A 25,366-nucleotide genomic window follows, 5' to 3' on the forward strand; every position below is an offset into this window, starting at 1 on the left:
AGCAATAATGGCTATGCAGCATAATTTGGCGCGAGGCGCTTATTTGCTTGCCTTGGCAACATTATTTACGGCTCTGCTTAATGCGCTTCAAAAAATCACAGGTTCAACACTTTCTGTTGTTGAAATTGTCTTTTTTAGAAACCTCTTTTCAATGCCGTTTGTTATTGCCATCGCCCTACGTGGTGGTCTGGTTTTAAAAACACACCACTTTGGCGGCCATGTTATTCGCTCTGTTGTGGGGCTTATCAGCATGATTATGACTGTTGTGGCAGTCACTCATCTGCCGTTAGCTGAACAACAGGTTCTTTCTTATACACAGCCGCTGTTTCTCATCTTGCTGTCTATCCCATTCATGCATGAACGGCCATCTGTTCAAAGATGGGTTGCGGTAGGTGTCGGATTTGTTGGGGTTATTATTGTTGCAACCGGCAAGGGTCTGTTAGGGGCGGCACATGGTACGGTGCCTACATGGGCTTACGCTGTTGCGTTGGGGCAGGGCGCTGTTGGGGCATTAACAACCATGCAGATCCGGCAGCTTTCAGCAACGGAAAAAAGCACAACAATTGCAATGTGGCAGGCCATTTTAATGACAATTGCTACAGCAGCAGCTCTACCTTTTGTCTGGCAGATGCCAACACGGGCTGATGTATTATGCCTTATTGCAGTTGGTGCTTTTGCTGGCATTGCACAAGTGTTGCAGACAGAGGCTTTTGCTTCGGCTCAGGTTTCAGCCATTGGGCCATTTGCATATTGCGGTCTGATTTGGGCGGCTCTTATCGGCTGGCTAGGTTTTCATGAGATACCTGGTGTTGCCATGTTTATAGGCGGTCTGCTGATTATTGGTTCAGGCCTGTGGATGTTACGGCATGAACGACCACAAAAACAAAAAGTGGTTTTAAAAACAGAATCTTCATCTGGCGCATAATCAGAAAGACGTTTTTTCTTTTGTCGACGGGTGAATTGCGTCCATAATGTTTCGGTATCGTAAGTAATATTGATGATCTGCGCGATGCAGGGTGGCTCTTGGAGCCATAAAGTTGAAGGGTAGAGGAAGATATGAACAAGGCTGCAGGTTCATCAAGATACATATTCTTCACTATGATTTTTCTGATGTATGTCATCAGTTATGGAGACCGCGCAGCTCTTTCTATTTCACTTCCGGCATTGGGGCAGGAGTTCTCCTTGTCTTCCGTTCAGATGGGGTGGGTCTCTTCCAGCTTCCTGTGGTCTTATTTCTTGCTGAATTTGCCTTCAACAATATTTCTGGATCTTGTTGGCGCGCGTTTGGTTGGTAGTCTGGCTGTTTCTGTTTGGTCATGCGCCATGGTGCTTGGCGGACTTACACAAAATGTTACTCAATTTATTTTATCACGCATGCTGTTGGGGGTAGGAGAGGCTCCTACATTCGGGGTTGGGGCAACTATAGTTCGGAACTGGGCCAAGCCGCATGAGCGTGGAACAGTGATGACCATATTGCTGACCGGTATGCAGATTGGGTTGGCTGGGGGAACAATTGCTGGCGCGTATCTTATAGCAAAAGTAGGGTGGCGGTTTGAATTTATGGCCTTGGGTGCCATTGGGCTTGTTTGGGCTCTTGCATGGTGGCTGATTTATAGAAATCCGGCTAAAACTGCCGCGCAACCGCGTGTTCGCCCTATTCGGTTTTCAGAAGTATGCGCACTTTTTCGATCTTCAACGTTTTGCGGCATTCTTGTTGTGCAGTGCACTCAAAACTTTCTGAATTTTCTATTGATGTCCTGGGTGCCATTTTACCTTATTCATGAACTACATGTTAATGTTATTGGATCAGGGAGCGGTACGGCAGGATGTTATGTGCTGGGCGCTGTGGGAGCTATTATTTTAGGGCGTATTGCGGAGCATATTGTATTCCGCAATCATTCAGATCCTAGTCATCGCCGGTTTATTGTCGCGTTTTGCATTATAGGAAGTGCGATGATTGGTGTTCTTCCTTTCTTTCATCAGGCAACGCCTATCCTTATTATTTTATCTCTGTCTCTTTGCTGTCTGATTGCAGCAAATGGTGCCAACACAGCCATGTTGGCCGACATGCTGAAGGATGGACAGAAAATAGGATCCGTTACAGGGGTTACGCTTACTTTCAGCAATGCCCTTGGGCTTACAGCACCAATTCTGACAGGATATATTGTGTCATATACAGGAAATTTTAATATGGCATGGTATAGTTGTTCAGTTGCGTTGATTCTCGCTGGCTTCATTTCGCTGCTGACAGTGCGTAAGCCGATTGTTATGGCATAAGTGCTTAAAAGAGAAATATAGATACTTAAGAGTATCTATTGATTGTATGGGAAAGTCCCTGTGAAAGCTGTAAGCGCAGCTTTGCGGGGATTTTTTATTATGCAAAACCTCGGTTTTACCGAGAGATATAAGCTCTGCCGTGAGCGCAGGGGAGATATATCAATATTAAATATGACGTCAAAACGTAACGGAACCGTATCATAATTTCATAAGATATTTTCTTAATCCTACCGGATTTGAGGGTGATGCGATGGCCAGGATCTCAAAGTTTGAATTGTCGCTTGTCGCGAGTGTGGCATTCGGTGCTCTCATTCCGGCAGAAAGTGGGTTTGCTGCAGATGCAACATCTGCAACAGCAAACCCACAAAAGGTTCTCGTAAAAAAAACCAAAAGTGCAAAAGCAGCGCCAACCCGACGTACCAAAAATCTTGCGGCATTGCGTGGTGGTGAAGAGGCTGTTGAAGTTGGTGGACATTCCAGCAACTCTGTATTTTCTCCGGTAACGCAAAAGCATAGTACGACGCAGGTTACTGTTGTGACGGGTGCTGAACTGTTAAAAACAGGCCAGACGAACGTACTTTCTGCTCTGGCGCAGGCAAACCCGGCTATTACAACAGCAGCTTTGCCAGGTGGCGGTGCCAGTTCATTTGTGCAAACTATGCAGCTGCGTGGGCAATCTCCTGATGATACGCTAATTTTGGTGAATGGTCATCGTCGGCATATCGGGGCAAACTTCAATTCAAACTCTGGCACAAACTGGGGGAGTGAGCCTGCTGATATTTCTCTCATTCCAGTATCTGCTATTGATCATATTGAAGTTGTTACAGAAGGTGCTTCGGCCCTTTATGGGCAGGATGCCATTGCCGGTGCTGTAAACATTGTGCTCAAGCACAATACGCATGGTGGCAGCGTGAATTTTAAAAACAGTGGTTATTATGCAGGTGATGGTCAGGCCTTGGATGGCTCGGCTAACTACGGTATGGCGCTGGGTCATAATGGTGGCTATCTGGATCTTGCAGCGCAGATTTCTCATCAATTGCCAACCACACGTGGCGGCGATTTTTATGGGACAATGTTTGATGATTCCAGAAATGAAACGGCAAACCGCAATGTTCAGCGTGGGCTAGGTATTCCTAAATCCACACTGGAAACTATCAGCGAAAACATGTCTGTGCCGTTGGCAAGTAGCGGGTTCAATTTCTACAGCACCTCCACGTTTTCTCACAGACGTGCCAACGTGCCAGAAACCTACCGTGCCAACACGGCGTCTGATGAGTGGATCAATCCAGACCTGTATCCTGCTGGTAACCAGCCTTATATTGCAATGGATCAGCTGGATTTTGAAACGGATAACGGCATCAAGGCCCGCAAGTTTGGTTTTGCATGGGATGCTTATGTAACCTACGCACGTGATAAGCAGAATTACCGCACTACCAATTCTGAAAACGTTTCCATACCCGGCAGCACGCAAACATCTTTTTACGATGGTGCTTCAGTTGCAACAGAGTTAACGGCTGGCCTGCGTGGTTCTCGTTCGTTCCGTCCAGATTGGGCGCCACGGCCTATCAATCTGCGGTTTGGTGGTGAATATCGCCACGATACTTTCCAGATGGTTGAAGGTGAAATGGCCTCATGGAGCGGGATGGGCGCAACAGATCACCCTGGTAACGTTCCCATGGCGGCAACCTATCAGAACCGCGATGTTTATGAAGGTAATGTCAATCTTGATTTCTATGTGACCAAGCAGTGGGAATGGACATTGGGTGGCCGTGTTGGCAGCTATAATAACATTGCAACAGTGGAAACAGGGTCTGTTGGCACGCGCTATAACTTTAATAAGCGCTGGGCTATCCGTGCGAATGTGAATACGGGGTATCGTCCACCTACCTTGGGTGCGATGAATTACTTCTATTCTGCGCCGTATCCAGGCTATACGGTAGACCAGATTCCTGCAGGCAGCCAGATTGCTAAATATCTTGGTGCGGGCAGCATGAAAGGGGAATACTCCCGTAGCTACTCAATCGGTTTTGATTCCACGCCGGTTGATGATTTCCACGTAACAGGCAACCTCTATTACATTGCCATTAACGGCAGAATGGGGACGCTGATTTCTCACACTTGAGGCAATTTCGGGTTATTTTGTAGAATTCAGTCATCCCACAGGAGCCCGATCTGGAATATTGACGATATTCTGCTTCTGGCGGCGGGTTCTGAACGCAGTGAGGGTGTCACGGCCTGAGAAGGCAGTGTTGGTGGAAGCTATGTGGTCTGTGCGCTGTCTGTTTCTTCAGATGGCCTGCCGGAGCCTTCGCAATCGTGCATGAGCGAGGGCGAATTCATGCTGACAGGGGAACATGTCCGGCATGGACAGGACAATCCGACGGACGCTGAGCGTTACACGTGTCGCGATTTTGAGCAGTCGTGCGCGTATGGTGCCACAGGTCGCCGTCTCCAGGCTGGTCTGGCCAAGGGCCAGTCTTTGCAGAGCGGTCAGCAGGACATAGGCTGCGGCCGAGAACCACAGCCGGAGCTGGTTGGCCCGGATGGTGTGGGACGAGGTCCTGTCTGAGAACAGATCCATCTGGCATTCCTTGATGCGGTTTTCCATATCCCCGCGTGCGCAGTAAATCTGTTCGTAGAGATGGCGGGGGTCGGACATTCCCTGCGGTAGCGTGGTGACAATGAAGCGATGATAGCGGTTGCCGTGGCGCCATTCGGCCTTGGCCACGACCCGCCTGCGGCGCGTCCAGCTGTCCTTTGTGATCCAGTCAAAGGAGGCGAAACCGCGCGCAGCTCTGCCTGTCGTGGCGGCTTCGTCACGAACCTCAGCGGACAAAGAGGCAATCCGGTCATACAGGCGGGTGTTGCCTGCAAGCCCGAACAGGAAGTCAACGTGGTTGTCTTCGCACCATGTCATCAGACGGTCCCGGGCGAAACCGCTGTCCCCACGCACCAGGATACGCACCCGGGGCCAACGGCTCCTGATCTGCTCCACGATCCGGCGGATGTCTGCCAGCGCTTCCTTCCCCGGGTCCCTGTCTGCCGTGCGCAGGGTAGCGCTGAGGAGATGGTCCCCGCAGATGGGGTGGTTGCCGTCCTCCCCGCACGGCATCGCAATGTGCCAGAATGGTCGTTGAGTAAAAACAACCGCGTGAAAGGACGGCAGATGAAGGATACAGTGATTGGCGTTGATCTGGCAAAGACCATTTTCCAGGTTCATGGAGCTTCGCGTGCGGGCGAGGTGATGTTTCGCAAAAAGCTGCGTCGTCAGCAGTTTATGCAGTTCATGGCAACGCAGCCGCCTGCTCTGGTCGTTCTTGAAGCGTGCGGGAGCGCGCATTACTGGGCCCGCGAACTGGCGGCATCTGGTCACGAGGTCAGACTGATCGCTCCGCAGTATGTGAAGCCTTTCGTGAAGCGGCAGAAGAACGATGCTGCCGACGCGGAAGCGATCGTCATTGCGGCCCGTCAGCCGGAAATGCGCTTTGTCGAACCGCGCACTCAAGCGCAGCAGGCCCGAAGCGTTCTCTTTCGCTCCCGCGAGCGTCTGGTGCACCAACGCACGGAACTGGTGAATGCCCTGCGTGCCGTTCTGTATGAATTCGGTCTCGTCGTGCCACAGGGGATTGCGCATATCAAACGCATTGAGGCCATGCTGGATGAGGCAGTTCTGCCAGAGCTTGTAAGGCAGGAATGCCTTGATCTGCTGCAACAGATTTCGGAGCAGAGTGTGCGAATTGATGCCAGAACAAAGAAGATCAGGATGCTTGCCCAGGGAAGTGAAACCGCCTGCAGATTGCAGAGCATGCCTGGAGTGGGTCCTCTGACCGCTCTTGCGGTTGAGGCTTTTGCGCCTGACCTGCAGACCTTCCGGCGCGGGCGCGACTTTGCTGCGTGGCTGGGACTGGTGCCCCGGCAGTTCTCATCTGGCGGAAAGGAAAGGCTGGGGAGGATATCAAAAGCCGGACAGGCTGATATCCGCAGGCTTCTCATCATGGGTGCCATGACCCAGGTGAACTGGGCCAGTCGCAAGGGCCCAGCACCGGGAAGCTGGCTGGCACGGATGCTGGCCCGCAAGCCCCGTATGCTGGTAGCGATTGCCCTGGCCAACAGGATGGCAAGGGCAATCTGGGCCATGGCAACGAAACAGGAGGATTATCGGGATCCGGCCCTGTCCGTGGCAGCCTGAGCGATGGCTCGGCTCCCGCGGATGGAACCGGTAGGGGTGTGAGAGGGCGATGACCTGAATGGGCGCATGATCGTTTGATCCGGATCGGAAAAACCAGTATGTCTTTTCGTACTTTCAAGCACGCCCCGCAGATTTGGATCTGATCCGCTGATCACCATACCGGCCAGTGGCTTCTGAAAGGCCACATCAACAGGCCTTACAGAAGACCGCACACGATCACACGTCAATATGGGTCAGAAAACTCTTGCATAACGGACGGCAACCACAGAAGAAGACATACAGGGGAAGATAGCAGTTATGGCCGTAATATCCATGAAAGGCGCGGCCTTCCTGATGGCCATGGATACGGTCATCGGTGGCATCCACATCCAGAACGATCCGGGCGGGTGCGCGCTCATGCTGGTCAAGGAAGAGCGTGACGAACAGGGTAGCCAGGGCCTCATGATCAGCAATGATCCGACAGTAACGATCTGCCTGCTGCCCACTGCGCTCCAACCGGTTCAGTGTAGATTTGCCAGCCAATGCTGCGCAGTTTGCCCGGCCTCCTGACAGACGACCCGAGGCCAGACCAAAGATCAGGTCATGCCGCAGGGCATCGTGATCATTGAGATCTTCATAGCCCAGTGCCAGGCCCATGATCCGCTGACGGACAAGGTCTTCAACCCGGTATTCCACAAAGCCGGGATGCCGCTTATCGCGAAAACAGGCAGCAAAGCGGCGGCTGAGCCCCAGAATGTCATCAGCCTGCTTCACCAGAATGACGCCCCCATCCGAACTCATGCGACCCCCGTCAAAACGGGCCACAACACGCCGTCCACAGGAGGCTGGAAACTCATACGCGCCTGCGCTACACTCTGTCTGCATCGGGTTTTCTTATAGCTTACGAAAATTTCTTTTGTGCAAAACAGACTTTTTCATAATCTAACCCGATGTACAACCCTTCTGTGAGATTTCCGCGGGGAGCACAAAAACCTATTCGGTAGATCAGAATGACTCTGTTCTTCTGGAAATGCTGAAAAACGCAAATCTGGAAAGCGCAACCTCACTCTCATATTATGCAAACCTGTATAATACGCAGACATTTGGTGGTGATTTGAGTGCAGACTATACCCTGCACACCAAAAATCTTGGTCAGTTCCGCTTTGCTATGGGGATCAACTTCTCAGACAACGAAATTCGTTCTGCAAAGTCTGATCTGGTAAATGAATATACCAAGATGATGGTGTTGCACTCTGCTCCCAAAAATCGTGAGCAGATCAGCGTCAATTGGACGCGTGGAAAATGGTCCTTTATGGCGCAGGAACTTCGGTATGGTTCCATTGTCTATATGGCATCCCCAACAGGGGCGGGTAGTGTACCGTTCCAGCAGAATCCAGGCTTTATTACCAATCTGGAAGTTGACTATAAAATTTTCCCGCGGTGGACTGTGGGTATTGGGGCTAACAATGTAGGAAATAAGCATCCTACCCGTGTGCCAAGTTCCATTGCCAATACCCAGCAAGGTCTTGCCAAATATGCATCCTATTCTCCGTATGGGTTCAGCGGCGGGATGTATTATGTGAAAACTTCTTTGGATTTCTAAAGGGAAAGGAAGGTGTTCACATTTAAGCCTTTGGGACCATGGCTGACACATCTTGGGTTGTTGAAACAAATAGCCCAAGCCAGTGCAAAAACAGCGAGAGCATAATGCAGAATATTTCAGAACACTCCGAAAAGCTGGAAAGTGACGCTGCTCAACGAACAGAGGGGAAGGAGCGTTATGTTCTTCGCGCTGGTGGTGCGGTTGGGGCTGGTGCGCTTATAGCGGTTCTTCTTTTGCATGGAGCTGGTGTGTGGGGGCTGATGTATGGGATGGGTACGAAGGCGAGCGTGCCCGTTGAACACCCGCCCATCCAGACGGAAGTGCTGCCACCACCTCAGCCGCCACCGCCGCCACCTCCACCGCCGCCACCACCGCCGGTGATGGCAGAGCCGCCGCCGCCGTTCATTCCACCGCCCAAGATCAAGGTGCCGCCGCCGCCCAAGCCGCCCATCAAGCATGTGGCCAAGGCGCCCCCCAAACATCCGGCACCCCCACAGACCAAAACGGCCAAGGCGCCACCTGCCGCCACCGAACCTGCCGCTAGCGCACCGTCATCCGATGCGCCAGACACCACGGCCGGAACGGCACCGCTTAACCATGTGCAGCCGGTCTATCCCCCAGAAATGGAGGAAGACAACATTGAAGGCCGCGTGACGGTCGCATGTGATGTGGAACCCACGGGCATGACCAGCAACTGCCAGGTGCAGTCGGTCTCTGGTGGTCAGGCCTTTGCCCAGGCGGCGTTGGATTACGTGCACAAGGCCCGTTATCGCCCGGCCATGCGCAATGGTGTGCCGGTGAAGGAACTGCACAAGGTCTATGTCATCCACTTCAAGCTGGATGACTGAGATCAGCTTACGAACACAATAACGGATTGCCCGGCCCATAATGGCCATACCCTGCCGGATCGGGCCCTGATGATGAGGATTATGAGGAAGATGACCAGACTGCCCCGTTCTTTTGTGTCAGGTCTTGCGGCTCCGGCTCTGGCGCTGCTGATGAGCACTGCAGCCCCAGTTGCGGCTTTTGCGCAGGATGCTGCTCCTGCAGCACCCGCAGCCACGGCCCCGGCTCCTGATGCGGCGCCATCTTCCGCACCGGCACCTGCCGCCACACCGGATGCAGCCCCAGCCCCTGCGGCGCCAGAAGCGCCTGCACCTGCTGCCAGCGCCCCGGCTGAACAGGCGCCACCTGCGGCAGCAGACACCAAGGAAGAAGCCAACCCCTACGGTCTGGGTGCTCTGTGGTCCAATGGCGATATCATTGCCCGCGGCGTGCTGCTGATCATGCTCACCATGTCCCTGGGCACATGGTATATCATGATCACCAAGTTCATCGAGCAGGCCCGCCTGTTCGCCGCCGCCAAGGAAGCCACCAAAAGCTTCTGGACCAAGCACAGCATTCAGGAAGGTGCTTCCGCACTCACCTCCACATCCCCGTTCCGCTACATCGCCGATACCGGTATCGTGGCTGCCGAACACCATGAAGGCACAATGCAGGAAAGCATTGACCTGCATAGCTGGACGGGCATGTCCATCCAGCGCGCGGTTAACAACATCCAGAACAGCCTGCAAAAGGGTCTGGCCTTTCTGGGCACCGTGGGTTCCACCTCTCCGTTTATCGGTCTGTTCGGCACGGTGTGGGGGATCTACCACGCGCTGACAGCCATCGGCATTGCCGGTCAGGCTTCCATCGACAAGGTGGCAGGTCCTGTGGGTGAATCCCTGATCATGACGGCCATTGGTCTGGCCACCGCTGTGCCGGCCGTTCTGGGCTACAACCTGCTGGTGCGCCGTAACAAGACAGCCATGGACCTGGTGCGTGACTTTGCCGCTGACCTGCAGTCCATCCTCATCGGTGGCGTGCGTCATGGGGCTGCGGTGGATCAGATTGTGGTGCGCCCGGATAACTCCCCCACCACGGCCACGGTTTCCAACCGCGTCGGCTAATCGCTCAGGTCAAGGCAAGGAGAACGCTTATGGGCATGCAGGTTGGCGATAGCGGCGGGGAAGACGACGTCGTCTCCGCCATCAACACCACACCGCTTGTGGATGTGATGCTGGTGCTGCTGATCATCTTTCTGATCACCATTCCGGTGGCGACACATACCGTGAAGGTGCAGCTGCCCAAGGACATGAACCAGCCAACCCAGACCAAGCTGAGCAATGTGGTTCTGGCAGTCACGGCGGATGGTCAGACCTTCTGGGATGAAACGCCGATCAGGGACCGGGCCGATCTTCTGGCCCGGCTGGAGAAGGCGGCGGTGCAGAAGCCCCAGCCGCAGATCCAGATCCGCGGAGATGTGACCACACGCTATGAGAGTGTGGGCCGTCTGGTGGCGACGTGTCAGGAAGCGGGCATCAGCCATATCGATTTCATTACGGAAAAGCCGAAATAGGCAGGGGCGGGTGGCGCAGCACGCCACCCCATCCTGTGGGGGAGAGCACAGGCCATGGGCATGAATGTTGGCTCTGAGAGCACAACGGAAGATGAAGGCATTGTTGATATCAACACCACGCCGCTGATTGACGTGATGCTGGTGTTGCTGATCATGCTGATCATCACCATCCCGTTGCAGACGCAGGCGGTCTCGATTGATCTGCCGCAGGGCAACCCGCCGCCCAGCACGGAAGAAACACCTGTGGTGACACTGGTTGTGGACTTTGACAACTCGCTGACCTGGAATGGCCAGCCCATCAATGGCGAGGCCGATCTGCAGGCGCATCTGCGTGAGATCGCCAGCGGGCCAGAGGCTTCCCGCCCGGAGTTCCATCTCCAGCCCAACCGTCTGGCTGACTACAAAACCGTCATCCACGTCATGGCCGACGCACAGCGCCTCGGCGTTACAAAACTCGGAATCGTCGGACAGGAACAGTTCGCTGACGGTAAGTAATAAGAAAGCTCTCTCCTTAGGAATGTTTGCCTAAAGAGAGAGCTATCGTGAAGGCACGTTAAAGATAAACATTCTTATTTCTTGGTTTTTTTTGGCGGATCTTTATCTCCGGTAAAACCCGTTTGAGACGGCGGATCACTAGCCGGAAAGCTTTCATCCAAAGCCTCATCAAGCTTTTCATCTTGAGCCTGCTTTTTGCTGTCTTTGTTTTTCTTTTCGGCCATAACAAACCTCATACATATTGTAGTGGAACAAGCCGCATCCAAAATGGCAGAATATTTGGGTGTCTGCCTGATTGGTGTAGGGCGTGTAGATACAACGTTCCCGACAAATAAGGTTTCCGTTTTTACAATTCTGAAAAATGTTTTTGTTATCTGTTTTGAAAAGATGTTTTTGTATCAGAGGGATGTTTTAAAAACTTCAGTGGCCAGGTTGCGTTGTGTGCGGCATTCTTCGGCCAAAAAATCCAGTAAAGCGCGAACAGCGGGTACAAGCCCACGGCGAGATGGAAAGACTGCATGAATAATACCTGCCTGTGGCTGCCAGCCAGGAAGCACACGTACGAGGCGCCCTGCTTCAATATCCTGCCAAACCATCATGGTGGGCATTTGCACAATACCTGCGCCTACAAGGGCAGCTTCACGTAGCACAGCCATATCGTCTGTTGCCAATCGTGGTTCATGGAAAATGGTCGCTGTTTGTCCTTCCTGATTTTCGAGCAACCATGAGTGAGAACCCGGCGTGGTATGAAAATCCAGGCTGGGAAAAGCGTTTAAATCAGCCGGAGAAGCCAGAGGGCGAGGTACAAGGCTAGGGGCTGCAATTAAACATTGCGTGCTGGTATCAAGCGTACGCATTACAAGATCGGATGATGCAATGGGCGGAAACCGCACGCGTATTGCAAGGTCCATGCCTTCTTTTAAAACATCTACGCGCCTGTTGGTGCTTTCAAGCTGTAGCGTTACGGACGGATAGAGCATGATAAAGCGGGCAAGTAAGGCACCAAACTGAAAGTTCAGTAAGGCTACAGGGCAGCTTAGGCGCACAAGCCCACAGGGCTCGCTTTGAAGTTGAGCTACAGAGCGCTCTGCCGTGTCTGCTTCCTCCAACATGGCAATACAGTGTTCGTAAAAACGATGTCCTGTTTCTGTAACACTAAAGTGGCGTGATGAGCGTTGGATCAGGCGTGTATGCAGGCGTTCTTCCAAAAGGCGGATGCGGCGGCTGAGAAGAGATTTTTGTAGGCCAGTTGCACGCGCAGCGGCAGAAAAACCACCATATTTTACAACCTGCACAAAATATCCAAAGTCGTTAAGGTCTCTCATCGTCCTACTCATGCAACGCAATGTTTTATTTAGGAATCTTTATAAGACGATAAGAAAGGTGCATGTTTCATGTCAACACAAGGCGCAAAAGCGCTTCTTGCTTCAGACAGGACAAAAGTCATGCAGAAGAAAATTCTTGGTCGTTATGGAAATGACCGTGGGCACTGGGTTGGTGATGGTTTTCCCGTACGCTCTCTGTTTTCCTATACGGATTTTGGTGAGCATCTGAGCCCGTTTCTGCTGTTAGATTATGCTGGCCCGCATAAATTTGCGCCCACAGATAAGCGGCGCGGCGTAGGCCAGCATCCACACAAAGGGTTTGAAACCGTTACCATTGTTTATGATGGTGAAGTGGAACACCGTGATTCATCTGGCGGTGGCGGTATTATTGGCCCCGGGGATGTGCAGTGGATGACAGCAGGCAACGGCATCCAGCATGAGGAATTTCATTCTCCAACCTATGCAAAAACGGGAGGAGATTTTCGGATGGTGCAGTTGTGGGTGAATTTGCCTGCCAAAGACAAAGGTGTGCCGGCAGGTTACCAAACCATAGAGGCAGGAAATATTCCGGCAGTTATATTCCCGGGTAATACTGGCAGCTTGCGTATTATTGCAGGAGATTATGAAGGCCAACACGGTCCTGCGCGTATTTTCTCTCCGCTGAATGTGTGGGACGGGAAGCTGGAGGAAGGAGCACACATCACACTTCCTCTGCCAGCAGGGCATAACGCAGCCATTGTTTCACTTGAAGGGAAGCTGATTGTGAATGGTGCGGAAGAAGTGGGAAGTGCACAATTTGCGCTTCTGGACAGGGAAGGGGCAGAGGTAACATTACAAGCAACCCAGCCTTCCAGTTTTCTTGTTTTAACTGGCGCACCGTTGAATGAACCTATTGCCGGATATGGACCGTTTGTCATGAACACGCGGGAGGAAATCCGTCAGGCGATTGAAGATTTCAAGAGCGGACATTTTGGCAATATCTCAGCCTGATACCTCATGCCATGGCACGCAACGATTGTGCAGACTGCACGTCATGTCATCCATGGCGATCTATTGTTCAATAATGACTTCAAGTTAGGGCAGAAAATATGACGCAGGAAAAAGAAACTCTACATTTTGTAACGATGTTGGGAAGCCTGCGTAAGGCATCTTATAACGGTATTGTGGCACACACGTTACCTGCATTGGCGCCAGAGGGCATAACTATTTCAGCACTCGGGTCCATTGCTGAGTTTCCACATTATAATCAGGATGTGCAGGAGCAGGGTTTTCCTGCTGCTGTGCTTGCGATGGGGGAGCAGATTAGGAAAGCCGACGGCGTTATTATTGTTACGCCAGAATATAATTATTCCGTGCCGGGTGTGCTGAAAAACGCGCTTGATTGGCTTTCTCGTCTTACGCCGCAACCATTTGCACGTAAGCCTGTTGCATTACAGACGGTTTCTCCCGGAATGATTGGTGGTGCACGTGCGCAGTATCACATACGCCAGAGCATGGTGTTTATGGATGCTCTTGTGCTGAACAGGCCAGAAGCCATGATCGGTCAGGCAGCGGATAAGTTTGATACAGACAAGCTGGAACTGACAGACGAGCGCACACGCGCTTTTCTTACGCGCCAGATACAGGCATTGGCAGATCTGGCACGTAGAGAACAAAAATAGACTATCGGAGGAATTGTGGGGCCGAAAATAAAAAACCAATAAGGGCCTCACACTCAATTTGTAACAAGAATATGTTCATTGCCGTTAAATAAATGTGTTTTGTGTATAATTTCTCTTTCATTTAAGAGCGAGATGAGTAGTCTGCGCGCTTTTCTTCGTGCAGGAGTTCTGTTTCATGCAGCTTTCTATGGCTTTATCCATGCTGGATGCCGCCTTGGCAGAGGCACGCCGGCTTAACGTGAATGTATGTGTCTCCATTGTAGATGCCGCTGCATGGCCAGTGGTTTTTGCCCGGATGGATGGGGCACCATTAGGTGTGGTTGATGTCAGCCAGAAAAAGGCGCGCACGGCGGCTCTGTTTCAGATGGACAGTGCGGATTTTGCATCAAAAGGCCACCCGAATGGTGAGGCCTATACACTGGAAAATACAAACGGTGGTTTAACCAGCTTTGGTGGTGGGTTGGTAATTAAAGCCACTGATGGTTCCTTTTTAGGTGCCATAGGTGTTTCCGGCGCCAAAACGGAAGATGATATTGCCATTGCGCGTGTTGCAATGAAGCAGGCCGTAAATAACTGATCCTATCTTGTTTTTGAGTTTTTAAATGACCACATCTCCTCAGCCTCCTCCCGCAAGTACCTCGTTCATTGAACCCCCTCATGGTCGTGCTGCAGCCCTATTTATTCTTACTTTTGGCACTTTTGTTGTGGGAACTGGTGAATTTGCCATTATGGGCATGTTGCCAGAATTTGCTCGTTCCTTACATTTATCCGCGGCAGATGCAGGATACGCCATTACAGCCTATGCTTTGGGGGTGGTGATTGGCGCGCCACTTATTACAATTCTGGGTGCGCGGCTTTCCCGTAGAGAGCTCCTTCTTTCTTTGTTGGTGTTGTTTTGTTTCGGGAATTTTCTGAGCATTTGCATGCCCACGCCAGAACTGGTTGAAGTGGCGCGGTTTATTACCGGTCTGCCGCATGGGGCATTGTTTGGTATTTCTGCGCTTGTTGCGGCTTCCATGGTGGAGCGTTCACGCCGCGGATGGGCTGTTGGGCGGGTTCTGTCTGGTATTGCCATTTCTACTTTGGTCGGCGCACCGTTTTCTACATTTGCGGCGGATCATTTTGGCTGGCGTGTGGCTTATCTTATTATCGGTATATTTGGCTGCATTACCTTTTTGGGGGTGTGGCGGTATATTCCGGCAGATCAACCCAACCGCAAGAACTCACCGCTAAAAGAAGTTTCTGCCATGGGTAACACACAGGTTTTGCTTACGTTGCTTACAGCAGCTATCGGTTTTGGCGGTATGTTCGCCATTTATACTTATCTTACCAGTATCCTGCAGAATGTAACGCATGTGCCGGAATGGTCCGTTATGGTGTACATGGTTATCTGGGGCATGGGCATGTTGGTGGGGGCCAATCTGGGCGCATGGCTTGTTGATCGTAAGTTGGATCTGGCTGCAATACTGGCTCTTGGCGGGAGCGCAGTTGTGATGCTTGGCTTTTCTACGGTTTTGCATCAGCCGTTGCTCTTGGCGCTTGCAGTCTTTCTTATTCCAACCTTTGTAAATGGTTTGGGGCCTGCATTGCAGACACGTCTGATGGATTTTGCAGGGGATGCACAAACCTTGGCGGCTTCCCTTAACCACTCTGCATTTAATATTGCCAATGCATTGGGGGCAGCGCTGGGGAGCATGTTGCTGGCACATCAGTTTGGGTATTCTGCTCTGGGTGTTGGGGGCGCTGTTCTCTCAGCTGGTGGTCTTGTCGTGTATTTGCTGGCCATTCTGGTGTTGCGCCGGAGTGGGCAGAAAGAAGTCAGGCAACCTATTTCCTAAATAGATTATGATAGAATGCCCGAGACGGCATTTTATATTGAGTTGTGTGCGAACATTTTAAGCTGGAAGGGCAATATCCCTTCCAGCTTTTTTGTATTTACTACATGGCAAGGTGAAAGGGGGAGGGCAGAAGCATAATGCCTGCTTGAACCCATTTATACGATCCCACCATAAATGGGATAAGAGTTATAAGACGACTGGTCTAATTATAAATTGACTTCATCTATATCCGTTCATATACAGATAACCAGAACAGGCCATACAGATTCGGTAGGAATATTTCCAGTTTGTATATGGAACTTTACCATCAGGGATTTTCCTGCTCGATAAAAGTTGACCGGTCTATTTTTTGGATGAGGGAGACGATGCCACACATAAGAGCATTCTGCTCTGCCGGGTGCATGCCGCATTTGCGGGCTCGTTCTGCTTTTTCCATTTCACTGTTCACGAGGTAAAAATGGCGTACGCGACAACCAATCCCTATACAGGGGAAGTTCTTGCTAATTTTCCTGAAGCTACAGATCAGGAAGTTCAGACCGCACTGTCCGAAGCTCATGCCGCTTTTGAAAAATGGCGTGATACCTCCTTTGCTGAACGCGCTCGTATTATGAATGCCGCAGCTGCCATTCTGCGTCGTGATGTTGATAAGTATGCCCGTCTGGGCACGCTGGAAATGGGCAAGCTGTTTGCAGAGTCCAAAGCAGAAGTTATTCTTTCTGCTGAAATTTTCGAATACTATGCAAAATATGCAGAAGAGCTGCTGAAGCCGGAATCTCTGCCGGTTGCTGATCCGGCTGAAGGCAAGGCTGTTCTGGTGCACGAACCTCTGGGTATTGTGCTGGCAATTGAGCCATGGAACTTCCCGTTCTATCAGGTTGTTCGCATTATTGCGCCGCAGCTTTCTGCTGGTAACGCTGTTCTGCTTAAGCATGCTTCCAACCTGCCGCAGTGCGCTGCTGCATGTGAAGAGCTGATGAACGAAGCTGGCCTGCCAAAAGGTCTGTTCCGTAACCTTTATACAGCACGCCGCCACACAGAAGTTATCCTGAATGACCCCCGCGTTTGCGGTGTGGCACTAACAGGCTCTGAAGGCGCAGGCACCATTATTGCTGGTGTTGCTGGTAAAGCCCTGAAAAAGGCAACCATGGAACTGGGCGGCGCAGACGCCTTTATTGTTCTGGACGATGCCGACGTAGAAAAAGCTGCTAAATGGGCCGTTATTGGCCGCCATTGGAATGCTGGCCAGGTATGTGTATCTGCCAAGCGTCTGATTGTTGCTGATTCCATTTATGATCGCTTCCTGGAACTGTACAAAAAGGGTGTTTCCGAGCTGAAAGCTGGTGACCCGATGGATCCTTCCACAACGCTGGCACCTCTGTGCTCCAAAGGCGCTATGGATGATCTGCATCGCCAGGTGACAGAAGCCATCAAGCATGGTGCGAAGGTTGAAGTAATTGGGCCAGAAGTTCCTGGTAAGGGTGCTTTCTTCCGTCCGCTGCTGATGACCGGTCTGGACGGTGATAACGCAGCCCGCCATTGGGAATTCTTTGGCCCGGTAACGCAGTTGTATCGTGCAAAAGACGAGAACGATGCAATCCGCATTGCCAATGATTCTCCTTATGGTCTTGGTGGCTCGGTCTTCACTAAAGACGAAGCACGCGGTGCACGTGTGGCTGCAAAAATCCGCACGGGTATGGTGTTCATCAACCATCCGCTGGTGCCTAAGGCAGATCTGCCCTTCGGTGGTATTAAAAACTCCGGTTATGGTCGTGAACTGATTGGTCTTGGTATCAAAGAGTTCGTGAACCACAAGCTGATCAACACGGTCGATATCGACGCACCGTTCTGATCATACTGTTAGCAGGCGCCTGTAAAGGCGCCTGCTTTCACAGAATAGTTATAGTATAAGAAATATAAGTAATTAGAATTATATAGTGTAATAACAAAATAATTCTTTTTAATAAAAATATTCATCTCAAAATATAACGTTATCTCCCGCTTACTTCCTGAAAGAGGCATGTAAACCTGATGTCGTCCAAGTCTGAAATTCTTATTGTCGGTGGCGGAGTGGCAGGACTTGCCCTTGCAACGCGTCTGGGTAAAACACTTGGCCGGCATGGAAAAGCACGTATCACGCTTATTGATAAAAGCTTTTCACATGTATGGAAGCCCATGCTGCATTGCTTTGCCGCAGGCACAGTGCAGAATGAAAATGACCGCATCAGTTTTATGGCACAAGCCAGCAGCCACAATTTTGAATTCTGGCCTGGTGAAGTTGTTTCTATTGATAGAGAAAAGCGGGAAGTTGTTTTAAGCCCCCTACATGCATCAGACGGCAGCAAGGTTCTGGATAGTAGAACCATGACGTATGATGCCATTGTGCTGTCCATCGGAAGCCGCGCCAATGATTTTGGCACCCCCGGTGTACTGGAAAATTGTCTGTTTATTGATAATCTTGTTGAAGCAAATGCTTTTAATGAAAAGTTCAGAATGGAAATTCTGAAGTCATTTGCTGATAATTCCGAATTGGATATTGCTATTGTTCGGGGTGGAGCCACAGGCACTCAGCTCGCTGCGGAACTTCATAAATCTCTTGAGATTGTTGACCCGGTCAGCTTGCATGCATTTGGCAAGGCACCGCCAAAACTGAGCATTACTTTGTTACAGTCTGGCGCACGTATTCTTCCTGCCTTTCCAGAATCTGTTTCCATAGCAGCGCAGCAGGAACTGGAGCGGATTGGTGTGAATGTGCGCACATCTGCGCGTGTTGCTGCGGCTGATCCCACAGGGTTTACGCTTAAAGATGGCACACATGTGCCAGCTACCCTGCGCGTATGGGCCGCCGGTGTGAAGGCGCCGGAGGTGACAAAAACCTATGGCGGCCTTTCCCTAAGCCGTTCTGGGCAGATCAACGTCAAACCCAACCTGTGTTCTGTTGATGATGATCGTATTTTTGCAATGGGGGATTGTTCTTACATTGTAGATGATCCGCTGCCCGCTACGGCACAGGTTGCTCGCCAGCAGGCGCATCATCTGGCACAGCATCTGCCAGCATGGCTGGAAAGCGGTAAGGAAGTGCCTTCCTGCATCTTCCATAACAAAGGCGCCATTGTTGCATTGGGTAATTACAATGGCTGGGCCGCTCTGCCGGGTGGCCGCGTTATGGGGGGCGGTATGCTGCATGGGCTTTCAGCCCGTATTGGGCATATCATGCTGTATCGTCAGCACCAGATAGAACTGTTTGGCTGGATACGCGGCTTGGCTTCCATCTTTGCTGATATGGTGGAAACCGTTATTCGCCCTTCCGTGCGGCTGGATTGATCTGGTCTGCGGTGCAACCAAGAAGCGTGAGCGAAGTTTGCCATGCTTCATCCATTGGATGGGATGAATGGGTAATTTTTGTCATTAAGGTTGCACCCAGCCAGAGCTGATAGAGTGATGATGCAAGTTTATGGGCAGGTAGGGCGGAGTGTACAGACCCGTCCTCCTGTCCTATTTTGATAACTTGAGAGACATGGGTGATAACAGAAGCTGTGCCGGTTTCCATAATACGGCGCATGCGTTCTGATATATCAGAAACCTCTGCGGCCAGTTTAACAATCAGGCATTTATCCCCAACTTGCCCTTTGATATGTGAACAGCGCCAGAAATCTAGATAAGAAAATAACTTTTGCGCACCATTTTTATCTGGTGTGGCAAAGAGCGCATGAATATTTATTAAATAATCATGCATGTAAGAGCGGAGAAGTTCCTCTCCAAACGCCTCTTTAGATGCAAAATAATGGTAAAATGAACCCTTGGGAATACCCGCAACTTCTAGAATTTGCGAAAGGCCCACTGCCGAAAATCCGCGTTCAGCAATAAGCGCGCGTGCTGAATCTACAATTTTCTTTTTTGCGATATCATGTTTTGTAGGCGTCTTCATGGGCGCGGGAATATCCTGATTTCTTTCAAAAAGTTTCTATATCTTTATCTAAACAAGCACAAATATCAGCCTGAAGATGCCAGAAATGAATGATGTCTTTGTATAATATCACGAGACATGTGCATTTGGAAAATATTGCAGTGGAAACATTGTTAAGAATATCTGTTTTTTTGTGTGGAATCTTCACGCCCATATGAAAAATGAGTATGCAGATTTCATCCATGATATTTTCATTTTTGCTCCATTATTGAGGCTTCATGAAACAGACAGCGTTTTGCAGGGCAGAGCTTGTAGCCGTTCTTTTGAATGTCAGAAAGGATACGCCTTGTGTGCTCACGCTGGAAAATGGTCAGGCCTTACCATCTGGCCCGTTAACCTTGGGCGGTCATTCCTTGCAAAAGGAACTATGCCGATGGGTGGAGCAGCAAACGGGCGTGGTATTGGGCCATACAGAACAGCTTTATACGTTTGCAGATACACAGGTGGCAGATAAAAGCCGTTTGGTGCGTATTTCCTATATGGCTCTGATCAGTTCCAATGCAGATCAGACAATAGCAGAGCGTTCCCTATATGATTACTTTCCGTGGGAGGATCGGAGAAATCCAGAAGCTCAAACTCTCCTGGAAAGTATCATTTTATTACTGAAAAATTGGGCCGGGAAGAGTTCTGCCAAACAGCAAAGATGCGCCAGACTGTTTGGCCTTTCTCCGTATCCATGGAACGATGAACTGGCTTTAGATCGTTACGAACTTTTGTGGGAAGCTGGTTTGGTGCACGAAGCCAAACATTTTGAAGGACAACTTCAATTAGGTTTGCCAATGCAGGCAGATTATAGGCGCGTTTTGGCGACAGCTCTTTCGCGCGTGCGGGCTAAAATTCGCTATACAGCGGTTGTATTCGATCTGTTGCCACAGACATTTACATTGTTGCAGCTTCAGCTGGCCATGGAAGCATTGGCGGGTTGTTGGATGCACAAGCAAAACTTCAGACGCCTGGTTTTGCAGCAAAAGCTGGTGGAAGAAACGGGTAATTTTGATGTGCCTCAGCAGGGGCGGCCTGCAAAACTATACTGTTTCCGGCCAGAAGCAGGGCAGAACTGCTATCTGGCCGGCGCTAAATTGCCGCTAACGCCATTGTTATAAAAAGTAGGTTCAAAGTGCTTGTTTTTCCCGTGCGGTACATATACTCAAATTGAGCATATGTACCGCACGGGAGGGTATTCATGTTGGTCGTCAATGTTCCAGACAGGGATACTCTGTATCAGCCTGTAGCCAGCATTATGGCACGAGATTTGTGGGAAGAACGGTATGCAGCGGATATTGAGGCGATTATACGCCTTAAAAAGCAGCATAATGCCGTTATTCTCGCGCATAACTATCAAACGCCAGAAATCTTTCATTGTGTGGCTGATATACGGGGCGATAGCCTCGCTCTTGCACGTGCAGCGCAGAATATAGATGCCGATATCATTCTTATGGCTGGCGTGCATTTTATGGCAGAAACAGCCAAATTGCTGAATGCAGAAAAGAAAGTTCTTATTCCAGATGTAGCTGCAGGTTGTTCTTTGGCGGAAGGCATTACAGCCGAGAATGTGCGTAGCCTTAAACAAGCGTATCCCGGTGTGCCTGTTGTAACTTATGTGAACAGCACGGCCGCAGTTAAGGCCGAAAGCGATATCTGCTGCACTTCAGGCAATGCGCGCAAGGTGGTGGAAAGTCTGAACGTTCCGCGTGTCATCATGATTCCAGATGAGTTTCTGGCCCGTAATATTCAGGCTGAAACCGGAATTGAAATGATAACATGGCCAGCACATTGTGAGGTGCATGAACGGTTTACCCCGCAAGAAATTCGGCAGTATCGGCGTATGCATCCAGGGGTTAAAGTTGTTGCGCATCCTGAATGCCCGCCAGAAGTAGTGGCAGCGGCAGATTATTCGGGCTCCACTGCCCAGATGATTACCTATATTGCGCAAGAAAAACCCGAAAAAGTTCTTCTGGTAACAGAATGTTCTATGAGTGATAATTTGGCGGCAGAATATCCAAACACAACTTTTGTGCGGCCGTGTAATCTGTGCCCGCATATGAAGCGGATTACATTGCCCGCTATCCGAAAGTCTTTGGAAAATCTGGAGGCCGAGGTTGTTATTCCAGAAGCCTTGCAAGAGCGTGCCCGTTTGGCTGTTGAGCGTATGCTGCGTGTTTAAAGGCTAGGATAGGAGCTTTCATACATATGTCTTACACATGCCATTTTCCTGCTTTGTTATGGAAACCTGTTGTTCAAGCCGCATTGTTTGAAGATCTGGGGCAGGGAGGAGATATTACCACGCAAGCATTGGTAACGCCGGGGCAGAAAATACGCGCAGTATTTTGTGCGCGTCATCCAGGTGTTATTGCGGGGCTTGAAGGCGCACGGCAAGCTTTTGCTTTGTTGGACGAGCATGTGCAGTTTCGTACCCTCAAGCAGGATGGGGACAGGCTGGCCATTGGTGATGTAATTGCCGAAGTAGAAGGTGATGCCCTAACTGTTCTGGCAGGAGAGCGGACAGCCCTGAATATCCTCTCGCATCTGAGTGGTATTGCCACTCAAACACGCCAGATGGTGGATGCAGTGGCGGGCACAAAAGCTGTTATTTGCTGCACCCGTAAAACACTGCCGGGTTTAAGGGCTTTGCAAAAATATGCTGTAAAGGCGGGAGGGGGTGGCAATCATCGTTTTCGGTTAGATGATGCTATTTTGATCAAGGATAATCACCTTGCCTTGTGTGGTGGACGGGTTGATGTGGCTTTGCAAAAAGCGCGTGAGCGAACAGGCCATCTTATGAAAATCGAACTTGAGGTAGATACGCTTCAACAGTTAAAAACTGCTCTAGCCTGCGGCGGTGCTGATGCCTATCTGCTGGATAATATGGATACGGACACTCTGCGCAAAGCTGTCAGTATGATTAATGGCTCTGCCATAGCCGAGGCATCAGGCGGGATTACGCATGAAACAGTGCGTGCTGTTGCTGAAACCGGAGTGGATGTTATTTCCGCAGGGTGGCTAACCCATAGCGTAAAAGCTTTGGATATTGGTTTGGATTACATCTAGTTTTCCAAAATTATATCCAAAAGCTTTATACTCTATGCAACCAATCTTAGGCTTGCATCTGAAAATCTGCCTGAACGGATACAACTGAAACAGGAGGCCAGAATTCCAATGCAATCTGCCCCTGTAGCTGTGCAAGCTGCTGTTGTATCCAACTCATGTAATCATGTAAGCCACGAATAATAATATCTTCTGCAGTTTGATCAGCAAGGGTCACGCGCAGTTCTGCAACACATTCCTGTAGTTGGCTGCAACGTGAACGCAAACCGGGGTAAGAGGCTAAAAGCGCAAGTGTTTCATCCATCAAGCGCAAATTGGTGGCTAAGGACCGGCAGAAACCCTCATTCTTTAACAAGAAGCCTACAATATTGGCAGGCGTAATTGTAACAGGCCGCAAGCGTCGGAAAGCATGGTAGGCTGCGGCAGAACGCAATACAGCTGTCCATTGCGTGATGTCGATTTCAGAACCGGGAGCCTCTCCCTGCGGCAGCAGCATATGGTAGCGAATATCTACCAAGCGCGTAATTTGGTCGCACCGCTCAAGCGTTTTGCCGAGTTTGTAAAAAAGCCATGCCTGATCGCGGTAAAGCGTACCTTCTGTAATACCAAAATGAGCCTGACAATCCTGTTTGATATGTGTGCACAGGCTTGAAAGGCTGTTTTGATAAATGTCCTTTTCTTTTAGATCCAGAACCCAGCGCGTGAACACATTTAACTGTGTCCACATTTCAATAGAAACCAAAGGGCGAACAGCACGCGCATTTTCACGTATCGCGTGGGCAGTTGCGCAGATAGAAGCCGGGTTAGCCTGTTCTGTCAGATAAAAGCTGGCGACAGCGTCTGCATCGCCTGATGGATGTAGGGCAAGAAAAGTTTGCTCGTCCGAGTTAATTTGCACAATGGAATGCCATGCAATCTGGCCGTTGGCATCGCGCACAAATGTTTCTGTTACCTCCAGAAGGCGGGCCAGATTTTCTGTGCGCTCCATATAGCGTGCCAGCCACATCATGCATTCGGCGTAGCGAGAGAGCAGGTGGCCCTGTGTTTCGTTCATCATGATGCCATCACCCATGTATCTTTAGAACCACCACCCTGAGATGAATTCACCACCAGAGACCCTTTGCGGAGTGCCACACGGGCCAAACCACCGGGCAAAACCCATACAGAGCGACCGGTTAAGGCAAAGGGGCGCAGGTCCACATGCCGGGCTTCCACGCCATCTGGGCAGAGGGTGGGGGTGACAGACAGATTGATAACGGGTTGGCTGATATAGTTGGAAGGATCAGCCAATAATTTTTCTCTAAAATCTGCCAGTTCTTTCTGGCTGGCGTGCGGGCCAATTAACAGGCCATATCCCCCTGATTCCCCAACAGGTTTTATAACCAGCTTGTTCAGATTGGCTAACGTATAGGCAAGGCCGTCTGGTTCTGCGCAGATATGCGTTTCAACACTTTGCAGAATGGGGTCTTGCCCTAAATAGTACCGAATAATGCGCGGCATATAAGCATATACGGCTTTATCGTCAGCCACACCTGTGCCTAAGGCATTAGCGAGCGTGACGTTGCCACGTCTATACGCTTCTACCAATCCGGGAACGCCCAACAAGCTGTTTGGGTTAAACGCGAGTGGGTCCAAAAAATCATCATTCAGGCGGCGATAAATGGCATGTACGGCCCGCGGGCCGTTAACCGTGCGCATAAACACCCGATGGTTTTCAACAAACAGATCTTTACCTTCCACAAGGGGCACGCCCATCTCGCGCGAGAGGAAAACATGCTCAAAGTAAGCAGAATTATAAATGCCGGGAGAAAGAAGAACGACTTGTGGATCAACTACGCCTTCTGGGGCCACTTCACACAAGGTCTGGTGTAGGCGCAGGCCATATTCTTCAACCGAGCGAATGGGCAGGCCTGATGCCAGATCCGGCATAAGGCGTAGCATCATATGCCTGTTTTCAATAACGTAGGATACGCCGGAGGGCGTACGGGCATTATCTTCCAGAATCAGAAACTGGCCGTTATCGTCCCGTATCAGATCCGTGCCGTTGATATGCACATAAACGCCGCCCGGAACATCTACCCCCACCATGGCCTCACAGTAATTGGGGTTATTCAGCACTAGTTCGGCGGGTAATATGCCATCACGCAGGATGTTTCGATCATGGTAAATATCATGCAAAAACAGATTGATAGCCTGAATACGCTGCTGCACACCCCGCTCTACGTGGTCCCACTCTTGTGCGGTAATAACGCGGGGGATGGCATCAAACGGCAGAATACGGTCAATCGCTTCCTTATCTGAATACACTGTAAAGGTAATGCCCATGCGGTAGAGCTGGGCCTCTGCTGCCTGCGTTCGGCGGCGCAGTTCTGACAGACTGAGTGCTGCAAGCCGGTCTTTTACACATTGTAGGGTGGCAGGCGTTGGATCACGCCGATTCATCAACTCGCAGAAAAAATCAGGGATGTGGTAATTATCCAGTAATCCTGAGGAAGTGGCCTGAGGGGGAGCATGCAGGGCTGTTGGTGTCATGGTTTCTCTCCCGTCAGGCTGGCGGCCAGTGTGGCCTCAACTTGTTTCACTACCGAATTA

21 protein-coding genes and 4 pseudogenes are annotated in these 25,366 nt (G+C 50.6%); 18 read left to right on the forward strand and 7 right to left on the reverse strand.

What is annotated here, in order from left to right; all coding sequences use genetic code 11:
• Nucleotides 1-13 precede the first annotated feature (13 nt).
• The 3 genes and pseudogenes from QQM41_RS08870 to QQM41_RS08880 form a co-directional block, all read left to right on the forward strand.
• Nucleotides 14-925: a DMT family transporter gene (locus QQM41_RS08870; RefSeq protein WP_339078096.1), complete on the forward strand. Its 912-nt coding sequence runs from the start codon at nucleotides 14-16 to the stop codon at nucleotides 923-925.
• A gap of 131 nt (nucleotides 926-1,056) precedes the next feature.
• A complete protein-coding gene (locus QQM41_RS08875; RefSeq protein WP_339076905.1) occupies nucleotides 1,057-2,277 on the forward strand; it encodes an MFS transporter in 1,221 nt (406 codons plus the stop codon).
• A gap of 250 nt (nucleotides 2,278-2,527) precedes the next feature.
• A pseudogene (locus QQM41_RS08880) lies at nucleotides 2,528-4,381 on the forward strand (TonB-dependent receptor plug domain-containing protein); the annotation flags it as partial.
• Nucleotides 4,382-4,564: 183 nt separating this feature from the next.
• On the opposite strand, the pseudogene QQM41_RS08885 reads toward QQM41_RS08880, so the two are convergent.
• Nucleotides 4,565-5,356 (reverse strand): annotated as a pseudogene (locus tag QQM41_RS08885) (IS1380-like element IS1380A family transposase); the annotation flags it as partial.
• Between the two features lie 87 nt (nucleotides 5,357-5,443).
• Here QQM41_RS08885 and QQM41_RS08890 point away from each other — a divergent pair.
• On the forward strand, nucleotides 5,444-6,466 hold the full coding sequence (locus QQM41_RS08890) for an IS110 family transposase (RefSeq protein WP_339076906.1): 1,023 nt from the start codon (nucleotides 5,444-5,446) through the stop codon (nucleotides 6,464-6,466).
• A 261-nt stretch (nucleotides 6,467-6,727) separates the two neighbouring features.
• Here the strand turns inward: QQM41_RS08890 and QQM41_RS08895 are convergent.
• Nucleotides 6,728-7,330: pseudogene (locus QQM41_RS08895) on the reverse strand (IS1380-like element IS1380A family transposase); the annotation flags it as partial.
• A gap of 94 nt (nucleotides 7,331-7,424) precedes the next feature.
• Between QQM41_RS08895 and QQM41_RS08900 the strand changes: the two are divergent.
• From QQM41_RS08900 to QQM41_RS08920, 5 genes and pseudogenes are all read left to right on the forward strand, one after another.
• Nucleotides 7,425-8,048, forward strand: a pseudogene (locus tag QQM41_RS08900) (hypothetical protein); the annotation flags it as partial.
• A gap of 104 nt (nucleotides 8,049-8,152) precedes the next feature.
• Nucleotides 8,153-8,896 (forward strand): energy transducer TonB, encoded by a 744-nt coding sequence (locus QQM41_RS08905; RefSeq protein ID WP_080986835.1) that lies wholly within the window; start codon nucleotides 8,153-8,155, stop codon nucleotides 8,894-8,896.
• Nucleotides 8,897-8,986: 90 nt separating this feature from the next.
• Complete coding sequence (locus QQM41_RS08910; RefSeq protein ID WP_246860366.1) at nucleotides 8,987-9,997, forward strand: MotA/TolQ/ExbB proton channel family protein; 1,011 nt, start codon at nucleotides 8,987-8,989, stop codon at nucleotides 9,995-9,997.
• Nucleotides 9,998-10,026: 29 nt separating this feature from the next.
• A complete protein-coding gene (locus QQM41_RS08915; RefSeq protein WP_128104741.1) occupies nucleotides 10,027-10,446 on the forward strand; it encodes a biopolymer transporter ExbD in 420 nt (139 codons plus the stop codon).
• A gap of 54 nt (nucleotides 10,447-10,500) precedes the next feature.
• Nucleotides 10,501-10,941 carry a biopolymer transporter ExbD gene (locus QQM41_RS08920; protein WP_012812288.1) on the forward strand — a complete coding sequence of 147 codons (441 nt, stop codon included), beginning with the start codon at nucleotides 10,501-10,503 and terminating at the stop codon, nucleotides 10,939-10,941.
• A gap of 74 nt (nucleotides 10,942-11,015) precedes the next feature.
• Here QQM41_RS08920 and QQM41_RS08925 read toward each other — a convergent pair whose 3' ends face one another.
• Both QQM41_RS08925 and QQM41_RS08930 read right to left on the reverse strand, forming a co-directional pair.
• The gene (locus QQM41_RS08925) at nucleotides 11,016-11,165 is read right to left on the reverse strand and encodes a hypothetical protein (protein ID WP_339076909.1); all 150 of its coding nucleotides are present in this window, start codon (nucleotides 11,163-11,165) and stop codon (nucleotides 11,016-11,018) included.
• A 174-nt stretch (nucleotides 11,166-11,339) separates the two neighbouring features.
• Nucleotides 11,340-12,266, reverse strand: a complete 927-nt coding sequence (locus QQM41_RS08930) for a LysR substrate-binding domain-containing protein (RefSeq protein ID WP_339076910.1) — start codon at nucleotides 12,264-12,266, stop codon at nucleotides 11,340-11,342.
• A 120-nt stretch (nucleotides 12,267-12,386) separates the two neighbouring features.
• Between QQM41_RS08930 and QQM41_RS08935 the strand changes: the two genes are divergently transcribed.
• The 6 genes from QQM41_RS08935 to QQM41_RS08960 all read left to right on the forward strand — a co-directional run bounded on the left by QQM41_RS08935 (nucleotide 12,387) and on the right by QQM41_RS08960 (nucleotide 19,086).
• On the forward strand, nucleotides 12,387-13,256 hold the full coding sequence (locus QQM41_RS08935; protein ID WP_339076911.1) for a pirin family protein: 870 nt from the start codon (nucleotides 12,387-12,389) through the stop codon (nucleotides 13,254-13,256).
• Nucleotides 13,257-13,354: 98 nt separating this feature from the next.
• Nucleotides 13,355-13,927 carry an NADPH-dependent FMN reductase gene (locus QQM41_RS08940; RefSeq protein WP_339076912.1) on the forward strand — a complete coding sequence of 191 codons (573 nt, stop codon included), beginning with the start codon at nucleotides 13,355-13,357 and terminating at the stop codon, nucleotides 13,925-13,927.
• Nucleotides 13,928-14,102: 175 nt separating this feature from the next.
• Nucleotides 14,103-14,504 (forward strand): heme-binding protein, encoded by a 402-nt coding sequence (locus tag QQM41_RS08945; RefSeq protein WP_050818397.1) that lies wholly within the window; start codon nucleotides 14,103-14,105, stop codon nucleotides 14,502-14,504.
• A gap of 25 nt (nucleotides 14,505-14,529) precedes the next feature.
• Nucleotides 14,530-15,765 carry an MFS transporter gene (locus QQM41_RS08950; protein ID WP_339076913.1) on the forward strand — a complete coding sequence of 412 codons (1,236 nt, stop codon included), beginning with the start codon at nucleotides 14,530-14,532 and terminating at the stop codon, nucleotides 15,763-15,765.
• Nucleotides 15,766-16,222: 457 nt separating this feature from the next.
• Nucleotides 16,223-17,614: an NAD-dependent succinate-semialdehyde dehydrogenase gene (locus QQM41_RS08955; protein ID WP_128105765.1), complete on the forward strand. Its 1,392-nt coding sequence runs from the start codon at nucleotides 16,223-16,225 to the stop codon at nucleotides 17,612-17,614.
• Nucleotides 17,615-17,793: 179 nt separating this feature from the next.
• Entirely contained in the window at nucleotides 17,794-19,086 is a 1,293-nt protein-coding gene (locus QQM41_RS08960; protein ID WP_339076914.1) for an NAD(P)/FAD-dependent oxidoreductase, read from the forward strand.
• Here the strand turns inward: QQM41_RS08960 and QQM41_RS08965 are convergent.
• Nucleotides 19,058-19,690 (reverse strand): TetR/AcrR family transcriptional regulator, encoded by a 633-nt coding sequence (locus QQM41_RS08965; protein ID WP_339076915.1) that lies wholly within the window; start codon nucleotides 19,688-19,690, stop codon nucleotides 19,058-19,060. The two genes, QQM41_RS08960 and QQM41_RS08965, sit on opposite strands and share 29 nt — an antisense overlap.
• Before the next feature lie 257 nt (nucleotides 19,691-19,947).
• Between QQM41_RS08965 and QQM41_RS08970 the strand changes: the two genes are divergently transcribed.
• The 3 genes from QQM41_RS08970 (at nucleotide 19,948) to nadC (ending at nucleotide 22,777) form a co-directional block, all read left to right on the forward strand.
• Nucleotides 19,948-20,832 (forward strand): NrtR DNA-binding winged helix domain-containing protein, encoded by an 885-nt coding sequence (locus QQM41_RS08970; protein WP_210350197.1) that lies wholly within the window; start codon nucleotides 19,948-19,950, stop codon nucleotides 20,830-20,832.
• An 80-nt stretch (nucleotides 20,833-20,912) separates the two neighbouring features.
• On the forward strand, nucleotides 20,913-21,893 hold the full coding sequence (nadA, locus tag QQM41_RS08975) for a quinolinate synthase NadA (protein WP_210350195.1): 981 nt from the start codon (nucleotides 20,913-20,915) through the stop codon (nucleotides 21,891-21,893).
• Nucleotides 21,894-21,919: 26 nt separating this feature from the next.
• Complete coding sequence (nadC, locus tag QQM41_RS08980; protein ID WP_339076916.1) at nucleotides 21,920-22,777, forward strand: carboxylating nicotinate-nucleotide diphosphorylase; 858 nt, start codon at nucleotides 21,920-21,922, stop codon at nucleotides 22,775-22,777.
• Between the two features lie 46 nt (nucleotides 22,778-22,823).
• On the opposite strand, the gene QQM41_RS08985 is transcribed toward nadC, so the two are convergent.
• The gene (locus QQM41_RS08985) at nucleotides 22,824-23,828 is read right to left on the reverse strand and encodes an alpha-E domain-containing protein (protein WP_196332619.1); all 1,005 of its coding nucleotides are present in this window, start codon (nucleotides 23,826-23,828) and stop codon (nucleotides 22,824-22,826) included.
• A complete protein-coding gene (locus tag QQM41_RS08990; protein WP_128105759.1) occupies nucleotides 23,828-25,306 on the reverse strand; it encodes a circularly permuted type 2 ATP-grasp protein in 1,479 nt (492 codons plus the stop codon). The genes QQM41_RS08985 and QQM41_RS08990 overlap by 1 nt, the downstream gene beginning before the upstream one ends.
• Between the last annotated feature and the right edge of the window lie 60 nt (nucleotides 25,307-25,366).

The sequence above is a fragment of the Acetobacter sp. AC2005 genome (assembly GCF_037901235.1).
Lineage (GTDB): Bacteria > Pseudomonadota > Alphaproteobacteria > Acetobacterales > Acetobacteraceae > Acetobacter > Acetobacter oryzoeni.

Coding starts and splice junctions, on each gene's coding strand:
- QQM41_RS08870 (WP_339078096.1), top strand. CDS start 14: ATGCAGCATAATTTGGCGCGAGGCGCTTATTTGCTTGCCTTGGCAACA.
- QQM41_RS08875 (WP_339076905.1), top strand. CDS start 1,057: ATGAACAAGGCTGCAGGTTCATCAAGATACATATTCTTCACTATGATT.
- QQM41_RS08890 (WP_339076906.1), top strand. CDS start 5,444: ATGAAGGATACAGTGATTGGCGTTGATCTGGCAAAGACCATTTTCCAG.
- QQM41_RS08905 (WP_080986835.1), top strand. CDS start 8,153: ATGCAGAATATTTCAGAACACTCCGAAAAGCTGGAAAGTGACGCTGCT.
- QQM41_RS08910 (WP_246860366.1), top strand. CDS start 8,987: ATGACCAGACTGCCCCGTTCTTTTGTGTCAGGTCTTGCGGCTCCGGCT.
- QQM41_RS08915 (WP_128104741.1), top strand. CDS start 10,027: ATGGGCATGCAGGTTGGCGATAGCGGCGGGGAAGACGACGTCGTCTCC.
- QQM41_RS08920 (WP_012812288.1), top strand. CDS start 10,501: ATGGGCATGAATGTTGGCTCTGAGAGCACAACGGAAGATGAAGGCATT.
- QQM41_RS08925 (WP_339076909.1), bottom strand. CDS start 11,165: ATGGCCGAAAAGAAAAACAAAGACAGCAAAAAGCAGGCTCAAGATGAA.
- QQM41_RS08930 (WP_339076910.1), bottom strand. CDS start 12,266: ATGAGAGACCTTAACGACTTTGGATATTTTGTGCAGGTTGTAAAATAT.
- QQM41_RS08935 (WP_339076911.1), top strand. CDS start 12,387: ATGCAGAAGAAAATTCTTGGTCGTTATGGAAATGACCGTGGGCACTGG.
- QQM41_RS08940 (WP_339076912.1), top strand. CDS start 13,355: ATGACGCAGGAAAAAGAAACTCTACATTTTGTAACGATGTTGGGAAGC.
- QQM41_RS08945 (WP_050818397.1), top strand. CDS start 14,103: ATGCAGCTTTCTATGGCTTTATCCATGCTGGATGCCGCCTTGGCAGAG.
- QQM41_RS08950 (WP_339076913.1), top strand. CDS start 14,530: ATGACCACATCTCCTCAGCCTCCTCCCGCAAGTACCTCGTTCATTGAA.
- QQM41_RS08955 (WP_128105765.1), top strand. CDS start 16,223: ATGGCGTACGCGACAACCAATCCCTATACAGGGGAAGTTCTTGCTAAT.
- QQM41_RS08960 (WP_339076914.1), top strand. CDS start 17,794: ATGTCGTCCAAGTCTGAAATTCTTATTGTCGGTGGCGGAGTGGCAGGA.
- QQM41_RS08965 (WP_339076915.1), bottom strand. CDS start 19,690: ATGAAGACGCCTACAAAACATGATATCGCAAAAAAGAAAATTGTAGAT.
- QQM41_RS08970 (WP_210350197.1), top strand. CDS start 19,948: ATGAAACAGACAGCGTTTTGCAGGGCAGAGCTTGTAGCCGTTCTTTTG.
- nadA (WP_210350195.1), top strand. CDS start 20,913: ATGTTGGTCGTCAATGTTCCAGACAGGGATACTCTGTATCAGCCTGTA.
- nadC (WP_339076916.1), top strand. CDS start 21,920: ATGTCTTACACATGCCATTTTCCTGCTTTGTTATGGAAACCTGTTGTT.
- QQM41_RS08985 (WP_196332619.1), bottom strand. CDS start 23,828: ATGAACGAAACACAGGGCCACCTGCTCTCTCGCTACGCCGAATGCATG.
- QQM41_RS08990 (WP_128105759.1), bottom strand. CDS start 25,306: ATGACACCAACAGCCCTGCATGCTCCCCCTCAGGCCACTTCCTCAGGA.